Annotated in this window: 23 protein-coding genes; 11 read left to right on the top strand and 12 right to left on the bottom strand. The window is 66.7% G+C overall.

All coding sequences use genetic code 11. The features are described from left to right. Positions 1-251: hypothetical protein (locus C1704_RS16485; RefSeq protein WP_146076104.1), on the top strand; the 251-nt coding region annotated here is incomplete at its 5' end. Positions 252-485: 234 nt separating this feature from the next. Further along, positions 486-2,354 (top strand): molecular chaperone HtpG, encoded by a 1,869-nt coding sequence (gene htpG / locus C1704_RS16480; RefSeq protein ID WP_104303833.1) that lies wholly within the window; start codon positions 486-488, stop codon positions 2,352-2,354. A 4-nt stretch (positions 2,355-2,358) separates the two neighbouring features. Here htpG and C1704_RS16475 read toward each other — a convergent pair whose 3' ends face one another. From C1704_RS16475 to C1704_RS16465, 3 genes are all read right to left on the bottom strand, one after another. Next, positions 2,359-3,360 (bottom strand): serine/threonine protein kinase, encoded by a 1,002-nt coding sequence (locus C1704_RS16475; RefSeq protein WP_104303832.1) that lies wholly within the window; start codon positions 3,358-3,360, stop codon positions 2,359-2,361. A 43-nt stretch (positions 3,361-3,403) separates the two neighbouring features. Next, on the bottom strand, positions 3,404-4,168 hold the full coding sequence (locus C1704_RS16470; protein ID WP_104303831.1) for a DUF2726 domain-containing protein: 765 nt from the start codon (positions 4,166-4,168) through the stop codon (positions 3,404-3,406). Positions 4,169-4,302: 134 nt separating this feature from the next. After that, the gene (locus C1704_RS16465; protein ID WP_104303830.1) at positions 4,303-5,049 is read right to left on the bottom strand and encodes a GNAT family N-acetyltransferase; all 747 of its coding nucleotides are present in this window, start codon (positions 5,047-5,049) and stop codon (positions 4,303-4,305) included. A gap of 281 nt (positions 5,050-5,330) precedes the next feature. On the opposite strand from C1704_RS16465, the gene rplM reads away from it, so the two are divergent. From rplM to erpA, 6 genes are all read left to right on the top strand, one after another. Further along, positions 5,331-5,759, top strand: a complete 429-nt coding sequence (gene rplM, locus C1704_RS16460) for a 50S ribosomal protein L13 (RefSeq protein ID WP_104303829.1) — start codon at positions 5,331-5,333, stop codon at positions 5,757-5,759. 9 nt (positions 5,760-5,768) lie between these two features. Beyond that, positions 5,769-6,161, top strand: coding sequence for a 30S ribosomal protein S9 (rpsI, locus tag C1704_RS16455; RefSeq protein ID WP_104303828.1), 393 nt, complete (start codon positions 5,769-5,771; stop codon positions 6,159-6,161). Between the two features lie 175 nt (positions 6,162-6,336). Continuing rightward, entirely contained in the window at positions 6,337-7,389 is a 1,053-nt protein-coding gene (argC, locus tag C1704_RS16450) for an N-acetyl-gamma-glutamyl-phosphate reductase (protein ID WP_104303827.1), read from the top strand. Between the two features lie 19 nt (positions 7,390-7,408). Continuing rightward, a complete protein-coding gene (locus tag C1704_RS16445; protein ID WP_104303826.1) occupies positions 7,409-8,119 on the top strand; it encodes a DUF6776 family protein in 711 nt (236 codons plus the stop codon). A gap of 37 nt (positions 8,120-8,156) precedes the next feature. After that, positions 8,157-8,597, top strand: coding sequence for a bactofilin family protein (locus tag C1704_RS16440; RefSeq protein WP_104303825.1), 441 nt, complete (start codon positions 8,157-8,159; stop codon positions 8,595-8,597). Between the two features lie 52 nt (positions 8,598-8,649). Next, positions 8,650-9,015, top strand: a complete 366-nt coding sequence (gene erpA / locus C1704_RS16435; protein ID WP_104303824.1) for an iron-sulfur cluster insertion protein ErpA — start codon at positions 8,650-8,652, stop codon at positions 9,013-9,015. Between the two features lie 61 nt (positions 9,016-9,076). On the opposite strand, the gene C1704_RS16430 is transcribed toward erpA, so the two are convergent. Beyond that, positions 9,077-10,189, bottom strand: coding sequence for an anhydro-N-acetylmuramic acid kinase (locus C1704_RS16430; RefSeq protein WP_104303823.1), 1,113 nt, complete (start codon positions 10,187-10,189; stop codon positions 9,077-9,079). A gap of 22 nt (positions 10,190-10,211) precedes the next feature. Continuing rightward, entirely contained in the window at positions 10,212-11,585 is a 1,374-nt protein-coding gene (locus tag C1704_RS16425) for a M23 family metallopeptidase (RefSeq protein WP_104303822.1), read from the bottom strand. 299 nt (positions 11,586-11,884) lie between these two features. On the opposite strand from C1704_RS16425, the gene tyrS reads away from it, so the two are divergent. From tyrS to dtd, 3 genes are read left to right on the top strand one after another with little or no spacing between them, the layout of a single operon-like run. Then, positions 11,885-13,063, top strand: a complete 1,179-nt coding sequence (tyrS, locus tag C1704_RS16420) for a tyrosine--tRNA ligase (RefSeq protein WP_104303821.1) — start codon at positions 11,885-11,887, stop codon at positions 13,061-13,063. 20 nt (positions 13,064-13,083) lie between these two features. Continuing rightward, the gene (locus tag C1704_RS16415) at positions 13,084-13,980 is read left to right on the top strand and encodes a cation diffusion facilitator family transporter (protein WP_104303820.1); all 897 of its coding nucleotides are present in this window, start codon (positions 13,084-13,086) and stop codon (positions 13,978-13,980) included. Then, entirely contained in the window at positions 13,980-14,420 is a 441-nt protein-coding gene (gene dtd, locus C1704_RS16410; protein ID WP_104303819.1) for a D-aminoacyl-tRNA deacylase, read from the top strand. The genes C1704_RS16415 and dtd overlap by 1 nt, the downstream gene beginning before the upstream one ends. A gap of 71 nt (positions 14,421-14,491) precedes the next feature. Here the strand turns inward: dtd and C1704_RS16405 are convergent, their stop codons facing one another. The 7 genes from C1704_RS16405 to C1704_RS16375 form a co-directional block, all read right to left on the bottom strand. After that, complete coding sequence (locus C1704_RS16405; RefSeq protein WP_104303818.1) at positions 14,492-15,466, bottom strand: tripartite tricarboxylate transporter substrate-binding protein; 975 nt, start codon at positions 15,464-15,466, stop codon at positions 14,492-14,494. 140 nt (positions 15,467-15,606) lie between these two features. Next, the gene (locus C1704_RS16400) at positions 15,607-16,878 is read right to left on the bottom strand and encodes a phenylacetate--CoA ligase family protein (RefSeq protein ID WP_104303817.1); all 1,272 of its coding nucleotides are present in this window, start codon (positions 16,876-16,878) and stop codon (positions 15,607-15,609) included. Beyond that, positions 16,875-17,168 (bottom strand): hypothetical protein, encoded by a 294-nt coding sequence (locus tag C1704_RS16395; protein WP_104303816.1) that lies wholly within the window; start codon positions 17,166-17,168, stop codon positions 16,875-16,877. Before C1704_RS16395 ends, C1704_RS16400 begins: the two co-directional genes overlap by 4 nt. Positions 17,169-17,172: 4 nt before the next feature. Continuing rightward, complete coding sequence (locus C1704_RS16390; protein WP_104303815.1) at positions 17,173-17,979, bottom strand: ABC transporter ATP-binding protein; 807 nt, start codon at positions 17,977-17,979, stop codon at positions 17,173-17,175. A 96-nt stretch (positions 17,980-18,075) separates the two neighbouring features. Then, positions 18,076-19,410 (bottom strand): ABC transporter substrate-binding protein, encoded by a 1,335-nt coding sequence (locus tag C1704_RS16385; RefSeq protein WP_104303814.1) that lies wholly within the window; start codon positions 19,408-19,410, stop codon positions 18,076-18,078. A 95-nt stretch (positions 19,411-19,505) separates the two neighbouring features. Next, on the bottom strand, positions 19,506-20,582 hold the full coding sequence (locus C1704_RS16380; protein ID WP_104303813.1) for a branched-chain amino acid ABC transporter permease: 1,077 nt from the start codon (positions 20,580-20,582) through the stop codon (positions 19,506-19,508). Between the two features lie 17 nt (positions 20,583-20,599). Further along, positions 20,600-21,529: a branched-chain amino acid ABC transporter permease gene (locus C1704_RS16375; RefSeq protein ID WP_104303812.1), complete on the bottom strand. Its 930-nt coding sequence runs from the start codon at positions 21,527-21,529 to the stop codon at positions 20,600-20,602. Between the last annotated feature and the right edge of the window lie 3 nt (positions 21,530-21,532).

Raw genomic sequence — 21,532 nt, 5'->3', positions numbered from 1 at the left:
ACGACAGCCGCACACCCTGGGGCCAGATGTTCTGGTTCGACGGCGGCGCCGAGCAGATCGTGGTGAGCCCGGCCGATCTGAAGCGCGAGCACCTGGGCCCGCGCCAGTTCACCGGCTGGGGCTATGACGAGGGCGACATCCAGGTCAAGGCCCACAGCCGCCGGCACTTCCAGGCCGGCGAGGTGATGCCGGATTTCCCCTCCGACTGGGGACAGGTCATCTGGCAGTGGGATGAGCGGCAGGGGGCCTGAACACGGCCACGCGGCTTACTCCTGCCCGGCCACGCGCATTTGCGCCTGTTGACTCACCTCCCTGGAGGGCCGGGCCTTGGCCCCCGCAGGTTCAGCCTGCGGGGGCGTTTTTTTTGGGTGCTTTACGGATTCCAGGGGCTTGAAATCGCCCCGACTGCCCCCAAGATGCCGCCGTTGCCGGGGCGCGGCATACTTCGCGCCCACCTTCCTCTTTCCCAACGCCGTGACGCCGCCATGGACAAGCAAACCCTGTCATTCCAAGCCGAAGTCAAGCAACTGCTCCACCTCGTCACCCATTCGCTGTACTCGAACAAGGAAATCTTCCTGCGCGAGCTGATTTCGAATGCGTCGGACGCCTGCGACAAGCTGCGCTTTGAGGCGCTGCACCACAACGAGCTTTACGAAGACCAGCCCAACCTCGAAGTGCGCGTGAGCTTCGACAAGGACGCGCGCACTCTCACCATCAGCGACAACGGCATCGGCCTGTCGGCTGAGGAAGCCATCGCCAACCTCGGCACCATCGCCAAGAGCGGCACGCGCGAGTTCATGGACCGCCTCTCGGGCGACCAGCAGAAGGACGCCCAGCTCATCGGCCAGTTCGGCGTGGGCTTCTACAGCGGCTACATCGTGGCCGACCGCATCACCGTCGAATCCCGCCGCGCCGGGCTCAAGCCCGAAGAGGGGGTGCGCTGGAGCAGCGAGGGCACGGGCGACTTCGAGGTCGAGACGATCACCCGTGCGCAACGCGGCACCGACGTCATCCTCCACCTGCGCGAGAGCGAGACCGACTTCCTCAGCCGGTGGCGCCTGAAGTCCATCATCGGCAAGTACTCCGATCACATCTCCCTGCCCATCCTGATGCGCAAGGAGGAGTGGGACAAGGACAAGGGGACCTACGTCCTCAAGGACGAATGGGAAACGGTGAACCAGGCGGCGGCCCTGTGGACGCGCGCCAAGAGCGACATCACCGAAGAACAGTATCGCTCGTTCTACCAGCAGATCAGCCACGACACCGAGGCGCCGCTGGCCTATACCCACAACCGCGTCGAGGGCCGCAGCGAGTACACCCAGCTGCTGTACATCCCGGCCAAGGCCCCCTACGACCTGTGGAACCGTGACAAGCGCGGTGGTGTGAAGCTTTACGTCAAGCGCGTCTTCATCATGGACGATGCCGAGGCGCTGATGCCCGTGTACCTGCGCTTCGTCAAGGGCGTGATCGACAGTGCCGACCTGCCGCTCAACGTCTCGCGCGAACTGCTGCAGGAAAGCCGGGACGTGAAGGCCATCCGCGAGGGCTGCACCAAGCGCGTGCTGTCCATGCTGGAAGACCTGGCCGAGAACCAGCCCGACAAATACCTCGCCTTCTGGCGGGAGTTTGGGGCGGTGCTCAAGGAAGGCCTGGGCGAGGACCATGCCAACCGCGAGCGCCTGGCCAAGCTCATCCGCTTCGCCTCCACCCACGCCGACGAAGGTGTCTCCCTGGCCGACTATGTGTCGCGCATGAAGGAAGGCCAGGAGGCCATCTACTACATCACGGCCGACACCCTGGCCGCGGCGAAGAACAGCCCTCAGCTCGAGATCTTCCGCAAGAAAGGGCTGGAGGTGCTGCTGCTCACCGACCGCGTCGACGAGTGGATGCTCAACTACCTCTTCGAGTTCGACGGCAAGCCGCTGCACAGCGTGGCCAAGGGGGCGGTCGACCTCGGCTCGCTGCAGGACGAGGAGGAGAAGAAAAAGGCCGAAGCCGCTGCCGAAGCCTTCAAGCCCATCGTCGAGCGACTGAAGGAAACCCTCAAGGACAAGGCCAAGGATGTGCGCGTCACCACCCGGCTGGTGGACTCCCCCGCCTGCCTCGTGGCCGACGAAGGCGACATGAGCGGCCACCTCGCGCGCCTGCTCAAGCAGGCCGGCCAGAGCGCGCCCAAGGCCCTGTCCATTCTCGAGATCAATACCGACCACGCACTGGTCAAACGACTGGATGGCAGTGCCCACTTCGAGGATCTGGCCCACATCCTCTTCGACCAGGCCCTGCTGGCCGAAGGTGGGCAGCTCGAAGACCCGGCGGCCTACGTGAAGCGCGTGAACGCTTTGCTGGTCGGCTGATCCTTCACACCCCCAGCAGCGGCTCCGCCATGGCCTCCAGCTGCTCGCGCAGCTGGACCACCTGGCCGCCCCACCAGGCCGAGGATCCGAACCAGGGGAAGGCGGCCGGGAAGGCCGGGTCGTTCCAGCGCCGGGCCAGCCAGGCGCTGAAATGGATCTGGCGCAGCGTGCGCAGGGCCTCCACAAGGTGCAGCTCGCGCCGGTCGAAGGCCATGAAGTCCTCGTAGCCGGCCAGCACCTCGCTGAGCTGGTGGGTCATGGCACGGCGGTCGCCCGAAAGCAGCATCCACAGATCCTGCACCGCCGGACCCATGCGCGCATCGTCCAGGTCCACGAAGTGCGGCCCGGCCTCGGTCCACAGGATGTTGCCGACGTGGCAGTCGCCATGCAGGCGCAGCTGGCGAACCGCGCCCGCCATGTCGAAACAGCGTCGCACACCGTCCAGCGCGGCGCGGGCGGCAGCGGCCCATGCCGGGGCCACATCCGGTGGTACCACCTCGTGCTCGAGCAGCCAGGCCAGCGGCTCGTCGCCGAAGCTGGCGACATCGAGCGCGGGCCGATGGGCAAACGGCTGGAGTGCACCCACCGCATGGATGCGGCCGATGAAGCGGCCCAGCCACTCCAGCGTCAGCGGGTCGTCGAGTTCCGGTGAGCGCCCGCCACGCCGCGGACTCACCGAAAACCGATAGCCCTCGAAATGCCCCAGTGTCTGGCCGGCGGCCGCGCCCTTCAGCGCCAGGGGCGCCACCACGGGAATCTCCGCCTGGGCCAGGGCCAGCGCGTAGGCATGTTCCTCGAGTATCTGCGCGTCGCTCCAGCGCTGCGGCCGATAGAACTTCGCCACCACACTGCCGCCGTCCTCCAGATGGCAGAGGAAAACGCGGTTTTCATAGGAGTTGAGCTGCAGCAGCCGGCCGTCGCCGCGCAGGCCGGCATGGTCGAGGGCGTCGAGCACCAGGTCGGGGGTGAGCCGGTCGTAGGGATGGGTGGGGGAAGCGTCGGTCATGCCCCCATGCTAGCGGGCGCTGCAAGCCCCGGGCGGCCCGGGTTCAGCGGCCGGGGCTGATGGAGGGGGTCGGCTCATCCACCACCACCCCACCGATGTCACGGTGGTCGCGGGTGGGTTCTGCGGGGGGCAGGCTGGCGAAACCGCTCTCGATCATGCCGTCGAGTCGGCTGTCCGGCGCGAAGAAGGAGTCCTGGGCGAAGGTCGAATCCTGCCACAGCGCGCTGCGCTGCTCACGACGCTGGCGCACGGTACGCGCCAGCGTGCTGCGGGCATCGTCCAGCGGGGTCGGGGCACTGATCGCGCTGCGGGCAAGGGGCATGGGCTGGGGGCCATCGTGCAGCACCAGGCGCTGCACTTCCAGCAGCGAGGGCAGGTCATCCACCATGAAGCACAAATAGCGCACGCGGCAGGCGTTGAGCACCCCGGTCTTGATGGCCGTGCCACGGCGCGAACCGCCACGGGCCCCCTCGATGTCGATGGCGGCGATCACGCGACCGTTGAGGTTGCTGATGCCAAAGGTGACGTGCAGGTTGCCGATCAGCTTGTACCAGTACCCGGCGCGGTCGGTTTCGCTGGGCTGGGTGAAGCGCGTGAGCGGCAGCTTGACCAGAATGGCATGTTCCGGAAAGGCCTCGCGCAGTTGCCGGTACATGCGGCGCTCGTCCGAACTGAAGACAGGGCGCAGCGTGAGATGCCATTCGCGTGGCAGGGCCTCGGCACGGCTGCGCCGGGTCAGCCACAAGCTGATGGCAGCGCCCAGCAGCACCGACACCACGACGAGCACGATCAAGGTCAGGGATTGCATGGCCTTTGCGGGCGTGGGCCCGCCTGAGGGCGACAGGCGCCATGCCTGTGCACGCCCTGGGGCCACCACAATGGAAGCCATGCTAGCCAGCCCCCCGAGGCTCGGCTATCGCTCAGTCGAGGGGGCCGAGCGGCTCAGCTGCTGCTTGGGCGGTGAGGTGCGATGTTGGCCTTCACTTCAGACAATGCCTGCAGCCAAGCGTCGAAACGCCGGGCATTGAGCTTGAAGCGATAGTCCATTTCGGCCGCCTGTGTTTCCAGCAGCGCCTCGAAATGGGTGGCCAGCGTGTCCGGTGGCAGTTTGAGCCAGGCTTCCGATTCGCTGCCGTCGCGCACCACGGTGGCCCCTGCCTTGCGGGCGATCTTCAGCATGGCCGTGTTTTCGCTCAGGGCGTGGATGTACAGCGTCTCCACCTGACGGTTGCGCGCCTGCATGACCGCCCGATTGAAGAGCCGGGCCCCATAGCCGCGTCCACGGGCCGACTTGGACACCGACACCCCGAACTCCACCATCGCCGGCTGGCCCTTGACCTGCTGCGGGGCCTGGTAGGCCAGATGCGCGATGGCGATGAGCTCGAGCCGGCGATTGAAGATGCCAAACACCTCGTCGCGGTCGAAATCGAGCTTCTGGACATACTGCTCGATCTGGGCATCGCTGGCCGGGTAGCCGAAGCGCAGGTAGCGGTCGCTGGGATCCAGGGCCAGCAGGTGGGCGAGAATACGGGGGCGATGGCGCTTGGCCAGGGCCCGGATGGGAACCCAGTTCGCAAGCCAGGACGGCGCGGAGGGGGTGGCCGGCGCGGGAGACGCCTCAACGCCAGGCCGGTCGTGCCGGTCGAGTCCGTACTTCGGCCGGCTCAGGAAATCGCCGGGATAGCCCATGACATGCCTCTTTGACTAGGGTAAACCCTAGTATGCCTGCAAACCTCGACGTCACCAAGGGCGGGGCTCAGAAACCTGAACGCGTTGTGGATTTGTGTTGAACGAGGGTATACTTGCGAGTTTCCCCGAGTGCAACCCCGGGGAAATGCGCCTGTGCGTAGCCCCTGGCTGAGCGCGGGCCGCGATGCCCCTTGCTGCCTAAGAGGCTGCGCATGCATAAGCAGCACCGACCGTCGCGGGGGCATTGACAGAGGGTTGTATTTCCACTGATCGGAACTTTCATGAAAACCTTCAGCGCCAAGCCCGCTGACGTGAAGCACGATTGGTTTGTGATCGACGCCACCGACAAGGTGCTCGGACGAGTGGCCAGCGAAGTCGCTCTGCGCCTGCGTGGCAAGCACAAGCCCATCTACACGCCCCACGTCGACACGGGCGACTTCATCGTCGTCGTCAATGCCGACAAGATCCGCGTCACCGGCAACAAGGCCGAAGACAAGATCTACTACCGTCATTCCGGCTTCCCCGGCGGCATCTACGCCACGAAGTTCAAGGACATGCAGGCCAAGCACCCCGGCCGCGTCCTGGAGAAGGCGGTCAAGGGCATGCTGCCCAAGGGCCCGCTGGGCTACGCGATGATCAAGAAGCTGAAGGTGTATGGCGGAGCCGAGCATCCGCACACCGCCCAGCAGCCCAAGACGCTGGAAATCTAAGGAGCGGCGATGATCGGCAATTGGAATTACGGCACCGGCCGTCGCAAGTCGTCGGTGGCCCGCGTCTTCATCAAGAAGGGCACCGGCCAGATCCTGGTCAATGGCAAGCCCGTCGACCAGTACTTCGGTCGCCAGACCTCGATCATGATCGTCAAGCAGCCGCTGGTGCTCACGAGCAATGACGGCGCCTTCGACATCAAGGTCAATGTGCACGGCGGCGGTGAATCCGGCCAGGCCGGCGCGGTGCGTCACGGCATCACCCGCGCCCTGATCGACTACGATGCAGCCCTCAAGCCCTCGCTGAGCCAGGCTGGCTTCGTGACCCGCGACGCCCGCGAGGTCGAGCGCAAGAAGGTCGGTCTGCACGGCGCACGCCGTCGCAAGCAGTTCAGCAAGCGCTGAGACTCCCCCCACCCCCTACGGCCTGCGGCCGCCCCCTCAAGGGGGCGCCACTGGCAGACCGGCAAAGCCGGATCTGCGGCGGTCGCTGGCAAGGCGGTTGCAACAAAGGCTACCTTCGGGTGGCCTTTGTGCTTTCCGCTTCTACAATGACTGATTCTTTGCTGGAGAGTGGTACATGATCAAGGTCGGCATCGTCGGGGGAACGGGTTACACGGGCGTCGAGCTGCTGCGCCTGCTGTCGCAGCACCCGCAGGTGAAGATCACGGCCATCACCTCGCGCAAGGAAGCCGGGATGCCGGTGTCCGACATGTACCCCTCGCTGCGCGGCCGGGTGGACCTGGCCTTCACCACGCCCGACGAGGCCCGGCTGAATGAATGCGACGTGGTCTTTTTCGCCACGCCCCATGGTGTGGCCATGGCGCAGGCCCGCGAACTGCTGGCGGATGGCGTGAAGATCATCGACCTGGCCGCCGATTTCCGCCTGAAGGACACGGCCGAGTTCGAGCGCTGGTACGGCATGCCGCACAGCTGCCCGGACCTGCTGGCCGAGGCCGTGTATGGCCTGCCCGAACTGCACCGCGAGGCCATCCGCAAGGCGCGCATCGTGGGCAACCCCGGCTGCTACCCCACCAGTGTCCAGCTGGGCTTCGCGCCGCTGCTCAAAACGCCCGGCCTCGTGGACGCGGCCCACCTGATTGCCAACTGTGCCTCCGGCGTCTCGGGTGCCGGCCGCAAGGCCGAGGTGCATACCCTGCTGGCCGAGGCGTCCGACAACTTCAAGGCCTACGGCGTCAAGGGCCACCGTCACGGCCCCGAGATCAATCAGCAGCTGCGGGTGATCGCCGGGGTGGCACCGGGCTCGGCCGCGGTGCACTGCGTCTTCGTGCCCCACCTGATCCCGGCCATCCGCGGCATCCACTCCACGCTCTACGCCCGCCTCACGCCGTCAGGCCAGCAGGCCGACCTGCAGGCGCTCTTCGAGGCCCACTACCGTGACGAACCCTTCGTGGACGTGATGCCGGCCGGCTCCGCGCCCGAGACCCGCTCGGTGCGGGCGTCGAACTTCGTGCGCATTGCCGTGCACAAGCCGGCCCCCGACCTGGCCATGGTGCTGGTGGTGGAAGACAACCTCACCAAGGGCGCCTCGGGCCAGGCCGTACAGTGCATGAACCTGATGTGCGGCCTCGACGAAACCACGGGCCTGCTGCAGGTGCCGGTGCTGCCCTGAGCGCGGCCGGAGGTCCGCAGTGCGCTGGAAGCTGATCAAGCGTCGCCTGTCGGTCAGCGCCCCGCGCATGACCGTGCGCAGCCACCTGCCCTGGCCGCTGCGCTGGGCCGCCCTGGCGGTGATGCTGGGCTTCTCCGGGGCCATCGCGCTGTGGGCCTTCGAGTTCGGCAAGGACATCGCCGGGCTGGACCGGGTCGAGCGCGGCGAGCTGTCGCGTCTGCGCGCCGAAGTCCAGCAGCTCAGGCAAGAGCGCGACAAGGCTCAGTCGATCGCCAACACGGCCGAGAGCCTGCTGAAGATGGAGCGCGTGGCACAGGAGCGCCTGGCCGAGCAGATCAAGCAACTGGAAGCCGACAATCTGGCCCTGCAGGACGATCTGGGCTTCTTCGAGCGGCTCATGCCCACCACCGGCGAAGGGCCGCTGGCCCTGCGCGGCTTGCAGGCCGAGGTGGCGGCCCCGGGGCAGATGCGTTACCAATTGCTCATCATGCAGAACGGCCGGGCTCAGCCGGAATTCCGCGGACGCTATGAAATCCGGCTTGCAGGCAGCCTCGACGGCAAGGCCTGGAGCCAGGGGCGGGCCGATGGCGGGCGCAGCGTGGTTATCAAACATTACAAACGTGTGCAGGGTGTCATCGACTTTCCCCCCAGTGCCGTGGTACAACAACTCGATGTCCGCGTGATCGATGCCAACGGCACCGTGCGGGCGCAGCAGACGCTCAGGCTCTGAGAAGCTCTGGGCACCGGCCGCCACGTTGGAGAGCACCATGTTCGGAAAGAAGAAGCAGCCCCCCATTCGCACCCTCATCGGCGAGGGCACGCGCATCGAAGGGCGCATCGCCTTCACGGAAGGTTTGCGCATCGACGGCGAGGTGCATGGCGATGTGATCGCCCAGGGTGAGGCGGTCAGTGTGCTGGTGATCAGCGACAAGGCCCGCGTTTGCGGCAAGGTCAAGGCGGGCCACGTGATCATCAATGGCACTGTCGAAGGCCCGGTGGTGGCCGAGGAACTGCTTGAACTCCAACCCAAGGCCCGTATCGTCGGCAATGTGCGCTACGAGTCGCTGGAGATGCACCAGGGCGCCACGATCGACGGAGAATTGCACCCGCTGCGCAGCGAGGCGGCTCCCGACAGCGTCGCGGCCGCGTCCGAGGAAAGCCCCGGTGGCGGTGCGGCGTCTCTGAAGCTGGCCTCCAACAACGGCTGATCCGGCGGATAATGTCAGAAATCTGGGCCGAGGAGGCCCCACAGGAGTCCCTATGAGCGCCGTTCTTGAGTCCACCGCCACCGAAATGCCCGCACCGCTGATCTTCACCGACAGTGCGGCCGACAAGGTCAAGCAGCTGGTGGATGAAGAAGGCAATCCTGATCTGAAGCTGCGCGTGTTTGTGCAAGGCGGCGGCTGCTCGGGTTTCCAGTATGGCTTCACCTTCGATGAGGTGGTGAACGACGACGACACCCAGATGCAGAAGAACGGCGTCACCCTGCTCATCGACGCGATGAGCCTGCAGTACCTGGTGGGTGCCGAGATCGACTACAAGGAAGACCTGCAGGGCGCCCAGTTCGTGATCAAGAACCCGAACGCCACCACCACCTGCGGTTGCGGATCGAGCTTCTCGGTCTGACGCGGCTGGCTCCCGATGTCCTGCGGCGCGCCTTGTGGCGCGCCGTTTGCTTTTGGGGGGCTCAGGCGTGATGCAGGGCGCCCAGGACGCGAGCGCCGGCGGCGCCGGTGACGGCGGGGAGGTTGCCGGCCCGCTGCTGCACCCGCGCCCAGGCCAGCCAGGCGAACGCGGCCGCCTCCACCTGCAGCGGTGGCAGGCCGCGTTGCTCCGAACTCAGCACGTCCATGCCAGGCAGCCGGGCGCGCAGCCTCATCAGCAGGTCATCGTTGAAGGCCCCGCCGCCGCAGACGATCAGCTCCTGCGTGGCTGGCGCATGGCGCAGAAGGTGCTGGGCCGCACAGGCCGCCGTGAATTCGCACAGCGTACTCTGGACGTCCACCGGCGCCAGCTGCGCCAAGCCGTCCAGGCGGGCTTGCAGCCAGCCGGGGTGGAAGAGATCGCGCCCGGTGCTCTTGGGCGGGGGCAGGTCCAGCCAGGGCTCGGACAGGAGCGCGGCCAGCAGGTCCGGCAGCACCCGGCCCTGGGCCGACCAGCGTCCCTGGGCATCGTAGGCCTGGCCCAGGTGTCGTTGGGCCCAGTGGTCCAGCAGCACGTTGGCCGGGCCACAATCGAAGCCACGCACCGATCCCTCGGCAGGCAGAAGGCTGAGGTTGGCGATGCCCCCCAGGTTGAGCACGGCCACGTGGCGGTCCGGTCGCCCGAACCGGGCGTGGTGGAAGGCGGGCACCAGCGGGGCCCCCTGCCCCCCAGCGGCCACGTCGCGGCTGCGCAGGTCGGCCACCACATCCAGGCCGGTGAGTTCGGCCAGCAAGGCCGCGTTGAGCAGCTGGAGGGTGTAGCCCTGACCGTCGAACTCGCCGGGACGGTGGCGCACCGTCTGACCATGGGCACCGATGGCTCGCACGGGACCGGCATCGCCGGGAAGCGTGGACCTGAGAGCGTCCACCACGTCAGCATAGACCCGAGCGATCGCATTGCCTGCGAGCGCGGCCCGATGCAGCTCATTGTCGCCCGGCGTGTTCAGCGCCAGCAGTTCCCGACGCAGGGCGTCGTCGAAAGGGCGACCGGCATGGGCCAGCACGCGCGTGCCGCCGTCCTCGTCGAAGGCAGCGGCCACGCCGTCCACACCGTCCAGCGAGGTGCCGGACATCAGGCCGATGTAGAGCTCTCCCATGCGCCCCGCACCGGGCCCCGGCTCACTCGGCCTGGGCGAACTGGCGTTGAGAGGCCAGCGCGAGCTGGTTCTTGAAGGCCAGTGACTGAGCCTGGAACTGCACGCGCGAGGAGGGTGAGATCGAGAAGGCTTCGGAAGAGCGCGCCACGCGCAGCGGGTCGACGTGCTGGCCGTTCTCGCGGATCTCGAAATGCAGGTGCGGGCCAGTGGCCCAGCCGGTGGCCCCCACGGCCCCGATGTGCTGACCTTGCTCGACGCGCTGGCCCTGGCGCACGTTCATGCGGCTGAGGTGGGCATAGACGGTGACCCGGCCGCCCGTGTGGCGGATGAAGATCACGTTGCCGTAGCCGTTTTGCCAGCCCGCGAAATCCACCACGCCGTCGGCCACAGTACGCACCGGCGTGCCGGTGGGGGCGGCATAGTCCACCCCGAGGTGGCGGCGCCAGGTCTTCAGGATGGGGTGGAAGCGCATCGCGAAGCCCGAGGACACGCGCGAGAACTCCATCGGGGAGGACAGGAAGGCGCGACGCAGGCTCTCGCCCTTGCCGTCGAAATAGGCCGACTTGCGCAGCACCGGGTCATGGAACCAGTAGGCCTCGTGCACGCGTCCGGCATTGGTGAACTGGGCCGCCAGCACGCGCCCGGCTGCCTGGTTCCAGGTGATGGGCTCGCCGTCGGCTTCCAGGCTCTCGAAGACCACGGCGAAGAAGTCGCCGCGGCGCAGGTCGCGCCGGAAGTCGATCTCGTTGGAGAAGATCTCCGCCATCTGGATGGTGACGGTGTCCGGGATCTGGGAGACGGCCGTGGCGGCCCACAGCGAGCTTTCGATGGTGCCGCTGCGCAGGGCCACCTGGGAGTTCAGCTCGGCCTGCTCGACTTTGGCCTTCAGGCCCACCGCGTCGCGCTCCACCGTGAGACGGGTGAAGTGGGTGGAGAACTGTTCGGCCTTCTCGGCCGGGTAGCGGGCGATGAGGCGATGCAGTTCACCCGAGGGGCCGGTCTGGACCTGCACCATCTTGCCGGCACGCCCTTGCAGCAGCCGGCGGGCCACCGGGTCGTTGCGCAGGAAGCTGGCTGCTTCGGCATCGGTGACGTTCAGTCGGGTGAGCAGCGTGTCGACGGTGTCGGTGCTGCGCGTGAGGTCGTTGCGGGTCAGTTGCAGTTCGAACTCACCCAGGGCATCGATCTGGGTCTGCCAGTCGGGCGGCTCGACCTGCTCGGCGATCAGGCGCTTGGGCAGGTCGGCGGCATCCGGGGCGAGCGGCGCCACACCGAAGGCCGTGATGGCCGTGCCGAAGAGGACGGCCAGAACGGCCGCAGCGATGCCACGATGATGGCGGTGCGCCCACAGGGCGGCGCGGCGCGCGGGGCGCTCCCAAGACTCCAACGACTTCACGGATCTTCTGTACAGCTCTGGGACGACACGCCGAGCCGGTGGTGAACCGGCCGGGGCCCCGCCCGTACGTTGAACTTCACCCCTGGGTTCCCCGTGGCCGACGATGCCGGTCCACTAGAATCCAAGGCGCTTGCCAGGGGCTACTGATATGTGCGGCGCAGTATAACAACCGCCCCTTGCGCCAAACCTCTGAAATAACCCGTATGTCCACCTCTTCGGCTCAGTCTTCCGCGTCGGGCGGCCCGCAACTGTCAACAACTTCGCCGAAATATCCGGTGACTGACAATGTGCGCGCAGCCATGAACATTTCGTTACGTGGTTGCGAGGAATTGTTGCCGCAGGAAGACTGGCTGAACAAGCTGGCCAAATCCGAAGCAACTGGCGTGCCACTGCGCATCAAGCTGGGCCTGGACCCCACGGCGCCGGACATCCACATCGGTCACACGGTGGTGCTGAACAAGATGCGCCAGCTCCAGGATCTGGGTCACACGGTGATCTTCCTCATCGGCGACTTCACGTCGATGATCGGGGATCCGTCCGGGCGCAACTCCACCCGTCCTCCGCTGACGGCTGAGCAGATCAAGGCCAATGCTGAGACCTACTACCGTCAGGCGAGCCTGGTGCTGGACCCCGAGAAGACCGAGATCCGCTACAACTCGGAGTGGAGCGATGCGCTGGGGGCGCGCGGCATGATCACGCTGGCGGCCAAGTACACGGTGGCGCGCATGATGGAGCGCAATGACTTCCACGACCGCTTCAAGGCTGGCACGCCGATCTCGGTGCATGAGTTCCTCTACCCGCTGATGCAGGGCTACGATTCCGTGGCTCTCAGGAGCGATCTGGAGCTGGGCGGGACCGACCAGAAGTTCAATCTGCTGATGGGGCGGCACCTGCAGCAGGAGTACGGGCAGGAGCCGCAGTGCATCCTGACCATGCCGCTGCTGGAAGGGCTGGACGGCGTCGAGAAGATGTCCAAGTCCAAGGGCAACTACATCGGCATCACCGAGCCGGCCAACGAGATGTTCGGCAAGCTCATGTCCATCAGCGACACGCTGATGTGGAAATACTTCACCCTGCTGAGCTGGCGCAGTGAGGCGGAGATCGCCACCCTCCGGGCCGAGGTCGCGGCCGGGCGCAATCCGCGCGACGCCAAGGTGATGCTGGCCAAGGAGATCACCGCCCGTTTTCACAGCGCCGCCGCCGCCGATGCGGCCGAGCAGGATTTCGTCAACCGTTCCAAGGGCGGCATCCCGGACGACATCCCTGAGTTGAGCCTGGGGGGCGCGCCGCTGGCCATCGGCACGCTGCTCAAGCAAGCCGGCCTGGCGCCTTCCACGAGCGAGGCCCTGCGACTGATCGAGCAGGGGGGCGTGCGCATCGACGGCGCGGTGGTGTCGGACAAGGGCCTGAAGGTGAACGCGGGCTGCTTCGTCGTGCAGGTGGGCAAGCGCAAGTTCGCGCGGGTGACGCTGGCCTGAGCCCGAACCGGGCCCGTGCGATGAAGGTTGCCCACTACCTGCAGCTGTCCATCGCCGCGGCGGTGGCCACGATCGGCCTGAAGACGGCGGCCTGGTGGGTGACCGGCTCCGTGGGCCTGCTGTCGGACGCGATGGAGTCCTTCGTCAACTTGGCCGCCGCGGTGTTCGCCCTGGCCATGGTCACCGTGGCTCACGCGCCGGCCGATGAGGAGCACCCCTTCGGGCACGGCAAGGCGGAATATTTCTCCAGTGGGTTTGAGGGCCTGCTCATCCTGGGCGCGGCCGCGGCCATCATCTGGGCGGCAGTGCAGCGCCTGCTCGATCCCCAGCCTCTCGAAGCTCTGGGCTGGGGGGTGGCCTTGTCGATGGTGAGTTCCGTGATCAACGGGGGCGTGGCCTGGCTGCTGCTGCGAGCCGCACGCCAGCATGAGTCCATCGCCCTGGAGGCCGATGGCCGCCATCTGATGACCGATGTGTGGACCTCGATAGGCGTGGCCGTTGGTGTGCTGCTGGTGCCGGCGACCGGCTGGCTCTGGCTGGACCCGGTGCTGGCCATCGCGGTGGCACTGAACATCACCCGCGAGGCCTGGAGCCTGCTGCAGCGCTCGATCGATGGCCTGATGGACCGGGCGCTGGGCGAGGCCGATCACACCGCGATCGACGCGGTGCTCGCCGGCCTGGCGAGTGACGAAGTCCGCTTCGACCACCTGCGCACACGCCGGGCGGCGCGGTACAAGTTCTGCGAGTTCCATATGCACGTGCCGGGTCACTGGAGTCTCGCGCAGGCGGCGGCCCGGCGCGTCAGCATCGAGCGTGCACTGATGGAGGCTGTGCCGGGGCTGAAGGTGACGATCGAGTTGCTGCCCCAGTCGGTGGAGCCCGTGGGCCACGACGGGCTGACGCACGGAGCGCCCTGATGCTGGCCCTGGTTCAGCGGGTGCGCGAAGCACGGGTGGAAGTGTCGGGCGAGGTGGTTGGCCAGATCGGCCCCGGCCTGTTGGTGCTGGTGTGCGCGCAGCCCCAGGATGAACGCACCCAGGCGCAGCGCCTGGTGGACAAGCTCCTGAAGCTGCGCATCTTCAGCGACGAGGCGGGCAAGATGAACCGCAGCGTCGTGGACGTGGGCGGTGGCCTGCTGATCGTCTCCCAGTTCACGCTGGCGGCTGATACGTCGGGCGGGAATCGGCCCAGCTTCACCGGGGCGGCGCCCGCCGATCAGGGGCGACGGCTGTACGAGCAGGTGGTGGCGACCGCCCGGGCGCGGCATGCGCCGGTGGCCGCCGGGGTGTTCGGTGCCGACATGCAGGTGCACCTGGTCAATGACGGGCCGGTGACGATCCCGATCCACCTGCCTTGAACTTTGCCGCGTCGCAATGAAAACGGCCCGCGGATGCGGGCCGTCGAGGAGCGATGCAGACGCCGTGAGGATCAGTCGGCGTACTGACCGGCCGCCTTGATGACGGGGCCCCACTTGTTGATCTCGGACTCGACCCACTTCTTGTGCTCGGCCGGGTTCACGCGGTTGTCCGTGGTCACCACGGCGCCCAGGGCTTCCTGGCGCTTGATGAACTCGGGATCCTTCAGGGCTTCCTTCAGGGCCGCGTTCAGCTTGTCGAGCACGGGCTTGGGTGTGCCCTTGGGCGCGTACAGACCATGCCAGATCGACACGTCGAAGCCCTTGAGGCCCGATTCATCCAGCGTGGGCAGGTTGCGCAGCTCGGGCGTGTTCAGGCGCTTCGGGCTGGTGACCGCATAGGCCTTGACCTTGCCGCCGGCGATCTGGGGTGTGGTGTTGGTGGTCTGGTCGCACATCAGATCCACCTGGCCGCCGATCAGGTCGGTCATGGCCGGGCCCGTACCCTTGTACGGCACGGTGGTCATGTCGGCCTTGAGCTGGGACATGAACAGCAGGCCGCACAGGTGCGAGGCGGCGCCCAGGCCAGCGTTGGCCAGGTTGACCTTGCCTTTGTTGTCATTGATCCACTTGACCAGCTCGGCGTAGTTGTTGGGCGGCAGGTTGGGGCGGCCGATCAGGGTCATCGGCACCTCGTTGATCAGGCCAAGGTACTCGAAGTCTTCCAGCGGCTTGAACTTGAGGTTGCGGTACAGGGCCGGGGATGTGGCGATGCCGATGTGCCACAGCAGCAGGGTGTGACCGTCCGGCTTGGCCTGCGCCACATAGGTGCCGCCCAGCGTACCGCCTGCGCCGGCGCGGTTGTCCACGATGATGTTGCCGCCCAGATGCTTGCGCATGGCTTCAGCGAGGTCACGAGCCACTTTGTCGGTCGGGCCGCCGGCAGCGAAGGGCACCACGAAGGTGACGGGGGTGTTGCCGGGGAAGTCCTGGGCGGCAACACTGCCCATGGCGAACGCCGCGGTGGCGGCCAGCAAGAGGCGTTTCATGGCTTGATCTCCTAGGTTGGCGAAAAAAGCGGGAATCGTACAGCGACGCCATCCTAGGCCGGCAGCACGGCCGTGCCATGCCGGAAACTACGTAAGCCGGACTACGGGATTGCCCTGGAACAACCCTGCGCCGCGCGGGGTCAGTCGTAGCGACGGGCGTCTTCGATCACCTTGCCGTCGTTGGGCAGGCTGCCGGGGGCCACGAGCTCGACCTCGCCGCGCAGTTTGGTGATCTCCCGGATCGAGTCGGCCACGCGTTCGGCCAGACCCTGGGCCGGTTGTCCGCATTCGGCACTCAGGCGCATGCGGTCCTGGGCCATCTCGCCTTCCACCACCAGCCGCACCCGCCCCAGTTCCGGATGGCGTCGCGCGATCTCGGCGACCTGGCTCGGATGGACGAACATGCCGCGCACCTTGGTGGTCTGGTCGGCCCGGCCCATCCAGCCCCTGATGCGGGTGTTGGTGCGGCCGGTGGGGCAGCGCCCGGGCATCACGGCCGAGAGGTCGCCTGTGCCGAAGCGGATGAGTGGATAGTCGGGGTTGAGGGTGGTGACCACCACCTCACCGACCTCTCCTTCGGGCACGGGGTCGCCGGTGCCGGGGCGCACGATCTCGACGATCACGCTTTCATCGAGCACGAGGCCTTCGCGGGCCGGGGTTTCGTAGGCGATCAGGCCGAGGTCGGCCGTGGCGTAGCATTGGTAGCCTTCGATGCCGCGGCCGCGCAGGTGGTCGCGCAGTGACGGCGGGAAGGCTTCGCCCGAGACCAGCGCCTTGCGCAGGCTGGGCAGGCTCACCCCGGTCTCCTGCGCCTTGTCGAGGAGGATCTTCAGGAAGCTGGGCGTGCCGATGTAGCCCTGGGGGCGCAACTCGGCCATGGCCTGCAATTGCAGCTCGGTGTTGCCCACGCCGCCGGCGAACACGGTGCAGCCCACGGCGTGGGCGCCGGTTTCCATCATGGAGCCGGCCGGGGTGAGGTGGTAGCTGAAGCTGCAGTGGGCCAGGTCGCCAGGGCGAAAGCCCGCGGCGAAGAGGGCGCGGCCCATGCGCCAGTAGTCTGCGGCCTGTCCTTCGGGTTCGTAGATGGGGCCGGGAGACTGGAACACGCGACGGGCCCCGGCACGAGCCGCGGCACCTCGCCAGCCGATCGCGGAGAAGCCGCCGAACACGTCTTTGTCGCGCTGGGCCTTCTGCCGCTCCAGCAACTCGTGCTTGCGGACCACCGGCAGCCGGGCCAGTGCCGCCCGGCTCGTGATCGCCTGCGCCTCGATGCCTTCCAGGAGCTGCGCAAACGCCGGGGCGTGGGCCTGGGCGTGGGCGATCTGGCGGGGCAGGGCGGCCATCAGGGCCGATTCGCGCTCGGACGGGTCGCGGGTCTCCAGCGCGTCAAAGAACTCGGGCGTGGCGCTCATTCCTCACTCCATCGGGCCAGGCGGCGCTTCACGTCGTCGGTGAAGCTGCGCACCTCGGCGGCGTTCCTCAGTTGGCGCGTGTCCCACTCGGGGCTGCGCGCGGGTTGCTTGGCGACGCGCACCAGCAGGTGGTCACCCTGGGCCAACAGCTGGATCACGGCCTGGCCCTGCAGTTCGAAGCCCTCGCCGCGCTCGACCAGCGGCCTCATCTCGCGCAGGCTGCGCTTGAGTTGCACCAGCGCTGCGTCGGGCTTGAAGGGCGGCGGCGCAAAGAAGTCGTCGGCGCTCATGGGCTCAGGCCAGCCAGCGCTTGCGGCGCTTGTAGCTCTTCACGTCGCGGAAGCTCTTGCGATCGCCGCCGCCCATGCCGAGGTAGAACTCCTTGACGTCCTCGTTCTCGGCCAGGGCCTTGGCTTCGCCGTCCATCACGATACGGCCGTTCTCGAGGATGTAGCCATAGTCGGCATAGCGCAGCGCCATGTTGGTGTTCTGCTCGGCCAGCAGGAAGGTCGTGCCTTCCTTGGTATTGAGGTCCTTCACGATCTCGAACACCTCTTCGACGATCTGCGGCGCCAGGCCCATGGACGGCTCGTCGAGCAGCACCATCTTCGGGTTGGCCATCAGCGCACGACCGATCGCGCACATCTGCTGCTCGCCGCCCGAGGTGTAGGCGGCCTGCGAGGTACGGCGGGTCTTGAGCCGGGGGAAGTAGTTGTAGACCTTCTCCAGCGTGGCATTGATCGCCGCCTTGCCGTCCTTGCGGGTGTAGGCGCCGGTCATCAGGTTCTCCTCGATGGTGAGGTGGCCGAAGCAGTGCCGGCCTTCCATCACCTGGATCACGCCGCGTTCGACCATGTCGGCGGTGGAGAGCTTCTCGATGCGCTCGTCACGCAGTGTGATCGACCCCTTGGTGACTTCGCCGCGCTCGCCGGCGAGCAGGTTGCTCACGGCGCGCAGCGTGGTGGTCTTGCCGGCGCCGTTGCCACCCAGAAGGGCCACGATACGCCCTTCGGGCACCTGCAGCGAGACGCCCTTGAGCACGAGGATCACGTGGTTGTAGATGACCTCGATGCCGTTCACATTGAGTAGCGGTGTCGACATTGCACTGTCCTTGTCAAGCATGCACCGCGGAACCGGCTTGGCCGGTCCGCTGGCGGTGCCCCCTTGAGGGGGCACGCAAAGCGCGTAGGGGGTGGGTCAGCTCTGACAATCCGAAGGCGCGCGGCGCTGGATCTTCTTCTCGGCTGCGTACTTGTCCGCCGAGGCGCGGACCATGGGCCTGATGATCTGGTCATCGGCCTGCAGCCAGTCGGAGGCCCAGACGAACTTGCTGCCGTCCCAGGTGTGCACCCGGGCCCAGGCCGAGCCCATGTGGTCGGCACAGCTGGTGGAGATGGGCCGCAGCACGCCCTTGAAGCCCAGACTGTCCAGCTTGGCCTGCGTGAGGTTGAGGTTCTCATACCCCCAGCGGGCTTGCTCCCCGGTCACCGGCTTGCCCTTGCCGAACTTTTCCTGGGCGGCACGGGCGCCTTCGACTGCCAGCATTGCGCCCACCACGCCGCGCATGTAGAGCACGGTGCCGACTTCTTCGCGCGGGCCGGTGCCCTGGCCCTTGCCGTGCACCTTCTCGAGGATCTCCTTCACGACCGGCGCATCGAACTCGGCGCCGTGCTGCATCATCACGGCGTTGTAACCCTTGGCGGCGGCGCCCACGTCGCGCACATCGGGTTCGGCGCCCGACCACCAGGTGCCGAACATGCGCTCACGCGGATAGCCGGTGGCCACGGCTTCCTTGAGGGCCGTCGAGGTCATCACGCCCCAGGTCTGCATGATCACGAAGTCGGGGCGCTGCTGGCGGATCTGCAGCCAGGTGGCTTTCTGCTCCACGCCGGGTGCCGGCACCGGCAGGAGCTGGACCTCGAAGCCGTGCATCTTGGAGCGCTCCTGGACGATGGGCAGCAGCTCCTTGCCGAAGGGACTGTCGTGGTAGACCACGGCAATCTTCTTGCCCTTGAGCTTGTCCCAGCCGCCTTCTTTCTTGGCGATGTGCTGCAGCACCACGTCGCCAGCCACCCAGTAGTGGCCGATCAGCGGGAAGTTCCACTTGAAGACGCCGCCGTCGGCCGAGTCGCTGCGGCCGTAGCCGGAGGTGATCATCGGGATCTTGTCGTTGGGGATCTTCTCGGTGAGCGCGAAGGTGATGCCCGTGGACAGCGGCTGGAACACGGTGGCGCCGCCATGCCGGCCCTTCAGGCGTTCATAGCATTCCACGCCCCGGTCGGTGGCGTAGGCGGTTTCGCACTCTTCCACCAGCGTCATCACGCCGTTGATGCCTCCACGGGCGTTGACCAGCTTCATGTAGTCGGCGTAGCCGTTGGCGAAGGGCGTGGCGTTCGGCGCAACCGGGCCGGTGCGACCCGTCAGGCTGGGAAAGAACTGCACCTTGTCCTGCGCGAACGCCACCGAGGTGCCCAGGGAGCCCGCACCGGCCAGAGCCAGTGCGACAGCCAAGGTCAGGGAACGGGTCTTCATTGTCTGCCTCCAGAGATGGAACTGCTTCTAAGTGCACTCGTCAGTGCGCGGGTTTCCGAGCGGCCCGTCGGCCATCCGAATCAGGGAATCGGGGGTCAGTGAGGGAAGGGCCACAGGCGCAGCTTCTCCTTGCCAATGGACCACAGCCGGGCGAGGCCGTGGGGTTCAACGATCAGGAAGAACACGATCAGGCTGCCGAAGATCATCAGCTCGGTGTGCGCCACGGCGGCGGTGCTGATGCTCAGCCCCACCAGGCTGCCGAGGGCCGGCAGGGCCTGGTTCAGGAAGATGGGCAGCACCACGATGAAGGCAGCGCCGAAGAAGCTGCCCATGATGGAGCCCAGCCCACCGATGATCACCATGAAGAGCAACTGGAAGGAGCGGTCGATGCCGAAAGCCGCCGGTTCCCACGAACCCAGATGCACGAAGCCCCACAGCGCACCGGCCACGCCCACGATGAAGGAGCTGACGGCAAAGGCGGTGAGCTTGGCATAGATGGGACGGATGCCGATCACGCTGGCCGCCACGTCCATGTCCCGGATGGCCATCCATTCCCGCCCGATGGCGCTGCGCACCAGGTTCTTGGCCAGCAGGGCGAAGACCACCACGAACATGAGGCAGAAGAGGTACTTTTCCACCGGTGTGTCGATGCGCCAGCCGAAGGCCTGCAGCGAGCCCACCGACACCGAACCCGAAGGCGAGTGGTTGGTGAACCAGCTGATGCGCAGGAAGGCCCAGTCGGCGAAGAACTGGGCAGCCAGTGTGGCCACGGCCAGGTACAGGCCCTTGATGCGCAGGGAAGGAATGCCGAAGAGCACGCCCACGGCGGTGGCGCACACGCCACCCATGAGCAGCGAGGCGACGAGCGGCATGCCCTCGACCCGGACCTGGAAGTTGTAGGCGGCATAGGCGCCCACGGCCATGAAGGCGCCCGTACCCAGCGACACCTGCCCGCAGTAGCCCACGAGGATGTTCAGACCCAGCGCGGCGAGCGACAGGATCAGGAAGGGGATGAGGATGGCCCGGAACATGTATTCCGAGGCAAAGGCCGGCACGACGATGGCGGCCACGGCGATGAGCAGCGCGATCGCGAGGCGGTCCTGGCTGATCGGGAAGATCTGCTGGTCGGCCTGGTAGCTGGTCTTGAACTGGCCGTTTTCACGGTAGAGCATCTTGTTCTCCTTCTCGCTCAGACGCGATCGATGATCTTCTCGCCGAACAGACCTTGCGGCCGGAACAGCAGGAAGACGAGGGCCAGGACGTAGGCGAACCAGATCTCGATGCCGCCGCCCAGCATGGGGCCGAGGTAGATCTCCGAGAGTTTTTCACCCACGCCGATGATCAGGCCACCGATGATGGCGCCAGGCACCGAGGTGAGGCCTCCCAGGATCACGACCGGCAAGGCCTTGAGCGCCACGAGCGACAGCGAGAACTGCACGCCCAGCTTGCTGCCCCAGATGATCCCGGCCACCAGCGCCACGAAGCCGGCCACACTCCACACGATGACCCAGATGCGGCTCAGGGGGATGCCGATGGACTGGGCGGCCTGGTGGTCATCGGCCACGGCACGCAGCGCTCGCCCGGTGCCGGTCTTCTGGAAGAAGAGTGTGAGCACGACCACCAGCGCAGCAGCGATGCCGGCGGCGTAGAGGTCTTCCTTGCCGATCAGCACACCGCCCTCGAAGGTGCTCTCGAAGAGGAAGAGCGGGTCCTTGGGAAGCCCTACGTCGATCTTGTAGATCTCCGAGCCGAAGAGGGTCTGGCCCGCACCGTCGAGGAAGTAGGTGATGCCCAGGGTGGCCATCAGCAGCGTGATGCCTTCCTGGTTGACGAGCTTGCCCAGCACCAGTTTCTCGATCAGCCAGGCCACGATCACCATCAGGGCCATGGCCAGCAAGAACGCGCCGACGTTGGCCACCAGGCGGCTTTCGATCCCGGTCCATCCCGGGATCCACTCCGAGAAGCGCGCCATGGCCAGTGCGGCAAAGAGCACCATCGCGCCCTGCGCGAAGTTGAAGACGCCCGAAGCCTTGAAGATGAGCACGAAGCCCAGGGCGATGAGCGAATACAGCATGCCAGCCATCAGGCCGCCAAACAGGGTTTCCAGGAAAAAGCCCATCGT

The sequence above is a fragment of the Caldimonas caldifontis genome, assembly GCF_002930615.1.
Classification (GTDB): Bacteria; Pseudomonadota; Gammaproteobacteria; order Burkholderiales; family Burkholderiaceae_C; genus Caldimonas; species Caldimonas caldifontis.
The sequence above is the reverse complement of the archived record's forward strand: the minus strand, read 5'-3'. Positions and strand labels throughout refer to the sequence as shown.